At 40.2% G+C, this 7,953-nt stretch carries 6 protein-coding genes; 1 reads left to right on the forward strand and 5 read right to left on the reverse strand.

All coding sequences use genetic code 11. The features are described from left to right. Positions 1-37: 37 nt before the first annotated feature. Both ACFSR0_RS04450 and ACFSR0_RS04455 read right to left on the reverse strand, forming a co-directional pair. Positions 38-1,249, reverse strand: coding sequence for an alpha-galactosidase (locus tag ACFSR0_RS04450; protein WP_379980317.1), 1,212 nt, complete (start codon positions 1,247-1,249; stop codon positions 38-40). A gap of 242 nt (positions 1,250-1,491) precedes the next feature. Next, positions 1,492-2,865 carry an FAD-dependent oxidoreductase gene (locus tag ACFSR0_RS04455; RefSeq protein ID WP_379980319.1) on the reverse strand — a complete coding sequence of 458 codons (1,374 nt, stop codon included), beginning with the start codon at positions 2,863-2,865 and terminating at the stop codon, positions 1,492-1,494. A 408-nt stretch (positions 2,866-3,273) separates the two neighbouring features. On the opposite strand from ACFSR0_RS04455, the gene ACFSR0_RS04460 reads away from it, so the two are divergent. Continuing rightward, positions 3,274-3,633: a YxeA family protein gene (locus tag ACFSR0_RS04460; protein WP_379980321.1), complete on the forward strand. Its 360-nt coding sequence runs from the start codon at positions 3,274-3,276 to the stop codon at positions 3,631-3,633. A gap of 43 nt (positions 3,634-3,676) precedes the next feature. Here ACFSR0_RS04460 and ACFSR0_RS04465 read toward each other — a convergent pair whose 3' ends face one another. Genes ACFSR0_RS04465 through ACFSR0_RS04475 form a run of 3 tightly spaced genes read right to left on the reverse strand, consistent with a single transcriptional unit; the run spans position 3,677 to position 7,816 of the window. Next, positions 3,677-4,324: a potassium channel family protein gene (locus ACFSR0_RS04465; RefSeq protein WP_379980323.1), complete on the reverse strand. Its 648-nt coding sequence runs from the start codon at positions 4,322-4,324 to the stop codon at positions 3,677-3,679. Positions 4,325-4,340: 16 nt separating this feature from the next. Beyond that, on the reverse strand, positions 4,341-4,988 hold the full coding sequence (locus ACFSR0_RS04470) for a potassium channel family protein (protein ID WP_379980325.1): 648 nt from the start codon (positions 4,986-4,988) through the stop codon (positions 4,341-4,343). Then, the gene (locus ACFSR0_RS04475; protein ID WP_379980327.1) at positions 4,985-7,816 is read right to left on the reverse strand and encodes a cation-translocating P-type ATPase; all 2,832 of its coding nucleotides are present in this window, start codon (positions 7,814-7,816) and stop codon (positions 4,985-4,987) included. The genes ACFSR0_RS04470 and ACFSR0_RS04475 overlap by 4 nt, the downstream gene beginning before the upstream one ends. Positions 7,817-7,953 lie beyond the last annotated feature (137 nt).

The raw sequence follows: 7,953 nt of genomic DNA on the forward strand, positions 1-7,953 counted from the left end.
ACTGCCAGACAAGGGTTAAATCGTTGGTAACACTGGATTATTGAGTAATTCGCTGTCTATAAAGGTTTTTTGATTTTTTTATGCATTTGATATTGCAATTAAGCTTCTTTTTTATTAGTTGAATGACTTTTTCCATACCGTTTGGAAATTTATTAGTATTTATTAGCCAATCCCCATGATTATTTTCCCACTGATTGTTTTCATTAGCGTACCATCCTGCGTCGATAACATAGTAAAGCACCCCTCGATTCTTTAAAACATTTAGTGTTTGAACAATGGATGCTTCACTTGGATTTCCCCAAGTTGTGCAAAATTCATTGAATTGGATGGGTAATGAACTTTCAATTTGATGGTTGCTGGCATCAATGCCAGTTTGCAAAAATGAGAACAATTTTTGACTAACTTTTTCTTCATTTCCAATTGCTGTTGTTATGTAGGCAGAAGGCGTCTGAAAGGATTCCATCGGTTGTATCTTCTTTTTCCAATGACCAAAATCACGATCCGCTAGACCCCCAGATAAACATAAATCTTCATCAAGTCGATACACTTCAATTTGCCATGAACCAGGTTGTGCCAACGTCACACTCCAGGAAACATTTTGACTTGCATCTTCAATCGCAATATATGGAAACCAGCCTCTAACTGGCATTGAACCAAGTTGTCCATACTTTTCTATTCCTACGCCAGAGGGTTTCCATGAAGGCTCTAACTGTAAGTCTTCTATCGGCTGCTTCAGTTTTCTTCCCTCAAAGCTCCATTTCGACCGATAGCGGGTCATTGATAAATTACCAATTCTATTTTTCTCATTGAATGGACTCAAATTACTTAAGGAAAAACTCGAAATCATTTCTAACTCTTCTGGTGAATCAGAAAAATTTGTAAATTGGACAAATGTTTCAACGACATCATAAGGTTTATGCCATATGGCAAAATGACGATATTGATTGCCTCTTTTATCAACTAAGACTGTAACAATCTGAGGGTTATCCATAGTAGAATTAAACTCTTGCCGGACAAATTTTAAACTTTTTACAGTCTCACTGTTTCTCATCGTACTACCCGTAACAAACCCTTTAGGATACGCATCTCCAATAAGTTTTACTTGAATCAAACTGTCTTTTTTTATTTTTTTAGGAAGATGGACATTCTTTTTTTGTTCTATGGGGATAATCATCCATTCAATAGAATCATCGGTAATGAAATACTCGATAGACAATGAACCCCAATTGAATTGGTAGTTTTTCTTCATTTCCAATCTCTCCCTTCTTAAAAACATCAGCAAAAAAGATGCCAATTTGTGTCGAAACAATTTTGTTTGTCTAGAGATGGAAAGATAAGCTTGTAGTAGAGCAGAACTACGTAGATTAGATAAAGAAGAACTTTTGAGGATAATGTTCTATAAGACGAAAAAGCGCTATGCTGATTTTAAAATCAGCATAGCGCTCGAAGTAATATATGTGATACATTCTCAAAAAGAGAAAATCCATTCGTTTATTTGCTAGATAACACTACTTCACTTGTTTCTTTCTTCTCTTGTGCCATTGCAGCTTGTCCTAAAAGGTTTAAATAATTCCAAGGACGATCATAAACTGGTTGGAAGAAGAAGTCCGTTAAAGCTAAGTCTTCAATTGTCATTTTTGCTTGAATAAATACGGATAATGTATTGGCAGAAGCTGTACAATCATATTTAGACATGATTTGTCCCCCAACGATACGATGTGTCCCCACTTCATAAACCAATTTCATATACAGTTTTTCATTCGTTGGCATGAATTCAGGACGATAAAAATCTTCCACATAGACAGAACGTGTCTTTAACCCAAAGACTTCTGCTGATGCATCATTCACTCCTGTCGACCCAATATTGTAGCCAAACAAATGTAAGCCTGACGTTGATTGTGTCCCACGGTAACTCAATACCTCACCTGCGATATTTTTCCCGACAAGCATGCCCATTCGAACCGCATTGGTTGCTAAAGGAATATACGCATGGCCTCCATTTGGATTGTAATTCACTGCGCAGCTATCACCAGCAGCAAAAACATCAGCTGCACTTGTACGCATGTAATTGTCTACGATAATGGCACCGTTTGGCATCATATCAACTTGGCCTTTTACCAACTCGGTATTTGGACGGAAGCCAACACACATGATAACCATGTCTGCTTCGTATTCTCCGGCAGATGTTACCACTTTGGTTACCTTCCCATCTTCACCATAGAAACCTTTTACCATTTCATTTAAGTGAACGTTAACCCCACGCTTGATTAGTTCATCCGTCAAAATGTCGGTAAATTCCGGGTCTAAGTATTTATTCAAAATACGGTCTAACCCATCCACCAATGTGACCTCACGTCCCTCATTCGCAAATGCTTCCACCAATTCGATACCGATATATCCGCCACCAACTACGACAATCTTTTTTTTGTCTTCTTTCTTTTTGAAAATTTCTTGGGCTTGGTTGTAGTTCTTACATAATTGAACATTGTCCAATTCAAGTCCTTCTATTGGCGGAATGATTGGCCATGAACCAGTTGTCAAAACTAATTTATCATACGATTCTGTATGGCTTTCATCTGTTTTTAGATTACGAACCGTTACTTCTTTTTTTGCAATGTTCACATTGGTTACTTCGTGTTCCATATGAACATCTGCACCCAACTCTGTCAATTCTTGTGGACTTGAATAAAACAATCCTTCTGGGTCCTTAACCACCCCACCTACATATAATGCAATCCCACAAGAAAGGAATGACACGTTGTCATTTCTTTCATAAACTTTTACCTCTGCTTCTGGGTGATCACCTAAGATGGTTTTCACCGCTGAAGTTCCTGCATGTGTGCAGCCAATCACGATAACTTTCATAAAATCCTCCTCAATCATTTTTATGGTTTTGGGGTATTTTCTAACAGATTCTCTATCTGTTGTAATCAGTATATCATTAATATATCAACGTTTGCAAAGGTTTTCAATTAGTGCAATGCTACACGATAACAGTGAATTTTATCACAAGAAAGAATGCTTTTACCATCATTTTTCGACTTATTTTTTTTATGATACGTGAGACTTTCACAAGAATTGTTTCATATTTCACAAATGATTCTGGCCCTATTTCTTTAATAATTATCATTAAATGCACTACGAGATACTGGAAAGAGCGTTCTACCTTTCACGTAACATAACAATTTTGTTCGTCTTTTTTTCGTTGATTGCATCCCCAAAAAGGGACAATCAAGATATACTAGTATAGAACACAAAAGGAGGACGAAAGAGATGAAAAAAAAATGGCTGATTAGTTTAGTAGCAGTTGTTTTATTAATGGTTGGTGCCTATAAACTAGTAAAATCAATTTATTTTGGTGGTGAAAACTACTATGTTCAGGTGACAACAGATGGAAAAAAAGAGACTTTTTCAGGATCCGGTGCAACTTTAACAAATTACCATTATACCTTGAATGGCTACAATGATGAGGGGCACGAAAAAAAACTAGCTTTTTCTACTGTCAAAGAACAACCATTGCGAAAAATGGCGTATTTAAAAGTAACCTACAATACTAATAAGGGGGTCACAATGTATCAAGAAATCAAAGCTAGTGACCTACCTGAAAAAGCAAAAGAAAAGCTGGCCAGTTAAAAAAAGTGTGCGAATTTATTGTCATATTCGCACACTTTTTTTATTACGCAAATAATTGACCCCCATCAATCCCTGTATAAGCCAGGACATGATCGTTCACTTTGATGAGTGTGTCTCCCTTTGGAATAATGGTTTCATTGCCTCGCTTGATTGCAATAATCACCGTATCATTCAGCGCCGAGATATCACGGATATAGTGATTGGCCAATTTCGAATGTTGGGTGATGGTTGCTTGAACAATCGAGTTATCCCCTTGATTTAAGCGCATTAACGTGACCATATGATCCAAATCAATTTGATCAATAATGATATTGGCCAATAAGTTTGCCTGACTCACCTTAATATCAATCCCCATTTCCGCTGTAAATAACCACTCATTTTTAGGATTGTTCACTCGTCCGATGACCCTTGGTACCCCATATTCAAATTTGGCGATGGTCGAAGTAACCAAATTCATCTCATCCGCCCCAGTTACTAAAGCAATGACATCGGCATCCACAATACCCGCTTGTTCCAAAACTTTGGGATTCGTACTGTCACCAGCAATCACACAATCAATTGGAAACAATGTTTGTAGTTGCGTTAAACTTGCTGCTCGTTTTTCAATCACTGTTACCGTATTTCCTGAATCAATCAATGCTTTTGCAATGTAAGTCCCTACTTGACCTCCGCCAACCACAATGACTTTCATGACTCTTTCCTCCCTCTTATAATGACAAAACACGTTTTAATTTATCAATCGACTCCGGTAATACAGCCACATAAAGCAAATCATCTTTTGCCAATCGATGTTCATTGGATGGAATCATTGTTTCATTGCCACGTGTCAAGGCAACAATCCGAACTTCAGCCATAGGAAAGGCTTCACGAATCCTTGTCCCCGCTAACAGTGTTGGAATATGGACCTTTAAAATTTCAACCGGTGCATTGCCAACACTAGCCACTGTATCCAAATGATTGAACGTCAGTAATTCTTTGGCACGTGTAATTCCCCAGTTTGTCGTCGCAATTACTTGGATACCTAATGCATTGTAAATCGTTACTTTGCGTTGTTCGTATAGGCGTGCGATGACTTTAGGAACCTGATAATTATTACGAGCAATACGGGCTACCAACGCATTTGTCACATCGCTTTCCGTACAAGCAATCAAACTATCCGCCGTCGCAATTCCTGCCTTTTCCAACACTTCTTTGTCAAATTCTACCCCTTCAACTAATGTACCTTGGAAGACACTTTCTAAACTTTGAAACTGTTCTTTCACATGACTAATAACCGTAATATCGTGTCCTTCATTTGCTAAGTCTTCGGCCAAGCCAGAACCCAGTCGGCCACAGCCAACAATCAATATTTTCATTTTGTTTGTCTCCTTTTGCTTGCTTGTCTCCTACTGTATGCTTTGCGAACTTCTTCTATTGCGACAATCGGTACTGGACAGAGAAGAAGAAAAAGCCATTCTTTGACGCCCAGTGGTGCTGTTTGAAAGACATCTTGAAAAAGTGGAACATAAGACAATAAACAAAACAATGCCATTTCAAATACGATACCGACGTTAATGACTTTGTTTTTAAACGGACCTACTGTGAAAACCGAAGAACGCTCCGTTCGACAATTCCAAACTGCCCCAATTTGTGTAAAGATTATCGCACCTAACGTCATCGTTGTTGCTTCGCGATAAGTGACGCCGACGCTCGGTAAATTTCCGATGGTCGCCCCCCGTTGTGCCATTGTGTAGAAATAGGCACCCATCGCTACAACAGACCCCATAAGTCCATACCAGAAGAACGCTTTAAAAATGATTCCTTTCGTCAACAAGGCATCCTTTTTGGTACGCGGTGGTCGCGTCATAATCCCTTCTTCCGGTTCTTCAACACCTAACCCCAGGGCTGGAATCATATCTGTTCCCAAATCGATAGCTAAAATTTGCATGACTGTCAAAGGCAAAGGAATCGCAGCACGGGAAAGTAGAAAAGCTGCAGAAGGAACTGCTTCTGACATATTACTATTAAAAATATACAACAAAAACTTTTGAATATTTTTGTAAACTGCTCGGCCTTCTTCAACAGCTCGCACAATCGAAGCAAAGTTATCATCTGTTAGGATCATGTCCGCTGACTCTTTTGCAACATCTGTTCCAGTAATCCCCATGGCTACACCAATGTCTGCTTTTTTCAAAGCTGGAGCATCATTCACGCCATCACCAGTTACTGCAACGACATTCCCTAAATCTTGCAATAATGAAACCACACGGTACTTTTGTTCAGGTGCGACTCGCGCAAACACAACTTCATCGCCTAAAGCTGTTTTTAACTCTTCATCCGAAATATTGGCAAGTTCGAGACCCGTAATCACCCGAGGATTGGCGCCTTGAACAATACCAATTCGTTTGGCAATACTAACTGCTGTTAACCCGTAATCCCCCGTCACCATGATGATGCGAATATGAGCATCGTGACACTTTTGAACTGCGGCAGCGACTTCTTCTCTTGGTGGATCAGCCATGACCATTAATCCCATAAAAATCATGTCTTGCTCAATGAGTTCAGGTGTGTACTGACTAAAGCCCTTCGGTAAATTCGCTACCTGACCCAAATCACGGTAAGCCACCGCCAAAACGCGTAACCCTTGCTCTGCATAGTGATCATTGGCTTGCATAATCTTGGCCTGATCCTCCGAAGTTATCGCACGAATTGTCCCCGCGACACAAATTTTGGTACACAAAGCCGCCATCTCTTTTGGCGCTCCCTTAGTAAAAGAAACCCTCGTGGCTTCAGCCAGTGGCATGGTCAAGTTGTGAATCGTCGTCATCCTTTTGCGTGACGAGTCGAAAGGCAATTCTCGCAAACGAGGATTTTCCTTAACCATTGCGGCCAAATCCAGACCCGCTTTTTGAGCGACAACATTTAAACACGCTTCAGTAGGATCTCCGAGGACCCGATAGCGAGGATTTTCATCATCTGGTGGCAACACACGCGCATTACTACAAAGGCTCGCTGCTCGAAGTAACCATGCCAGCTCTGGATCCTGATCCCCCGTCGTTTGTTGTCCATTCACTGTAATCGTTCCTTGAGGGGCATATCCTAAACCGCCTACTTGGTACTCCTTACTTGCCGTCCAAGCGTAACAAACCGTCATTTCATTTTGCGTCAACGTTCCCGTTTTATCGGAGCAAATCACTGAAGTTGCCCCAAGTGTTTCAACCGAAGATAGCTTTTTGACCAATGCATGCTCTTTGGCCATTCGTTGCACAGCCATCGCTAATGACAATGTCACTGTAGGCAACAAGCCTTCTGGAATAAATGCCACAATCATCCCCAAAGCAAAAATAAAACCTTGTGCCACGGGTTGATGGACAAAGAAAATAGCCGCAAAGAAAAAGACCACACCAATCAAAATAGCAATAACAGAAATCTGCTTCGTCAACTTGTCCAGTTCCATTTGCAAAGGACTTTTTTCTTCACCAAGTGACTGAGTTAAATCCGCAATTTTCCCGAACTCTGTTTGCATCCCAATTTGGCTAACAACCGCCCGTGCGGAACCGTTTGAAACCGTCGTTCCCGCAAAAATCATATTTTTTAATTCAAAATTACCCATACCCTTTCCCGACTGCACTTCATCGTTTTTGCGAATGGGGTTGGACTCGCCCGTTAAGGCCGATTGATTGACTTGCAAATCCGTTGCTTGGATCACACGAGCATCGGCGGAAATCCGATCTCCCTCTTCAATTAAAAGCACATCACCTGGCACCAACTCTTCTGCTAAAATCTGTTCTTCTTTTCCTTCACGAATCACCCGTGCATAAGAAGGCAACATTTTTTTTAGCGCTTCTGTCGCTTTACTTGCCCGACTTTCTTGAAAATAACTAAACAAGCCATTAATAACATTGACCAGCCAAATGGCAATTCCCAATTGAGGTGTATCGGTAAAGAAAAAAGCGATTGCCCCACCAAACCAAAGCAAAATTGCCATTAAGCTGGTGAAATTCTTCAAAAATTTCAGCCACTGTGACTCTTTTTTCTTTGGTTCAATGGTATTTGAACCATATTTTGCTTTTCGCTCCTTCACCTGATTGCTTGTCAGGCCATCTAGCCCTGTATCCAATCGTTGGTAAAGTTCATTTGCTCCAAGACAGGACAGTTCCTTTAATGACCGTTCATCAGGAGCAGCTGCACGTTCTTCCTTCATCATTGCGCCGTTGCCAAAAATCTATAAATATTTCTAACCAACTATAAAAGTTGTCAGATTTATGTTTATTTCCTGTTTCTACGTGTCCGATTTTGCCACTTGCTCGCTACTCTCGTTTGCTATAACATTCCACAGGC

It is taken from the genome of Enterococcus camelliae (assembly GCF_042685105.1).
Classification (GTDB): Bacteria; Bacillota; Bacilli; order Lactobacillales; family Enterococcaceae; genus Enterococcus_G; species Enterococcus_G camelliae.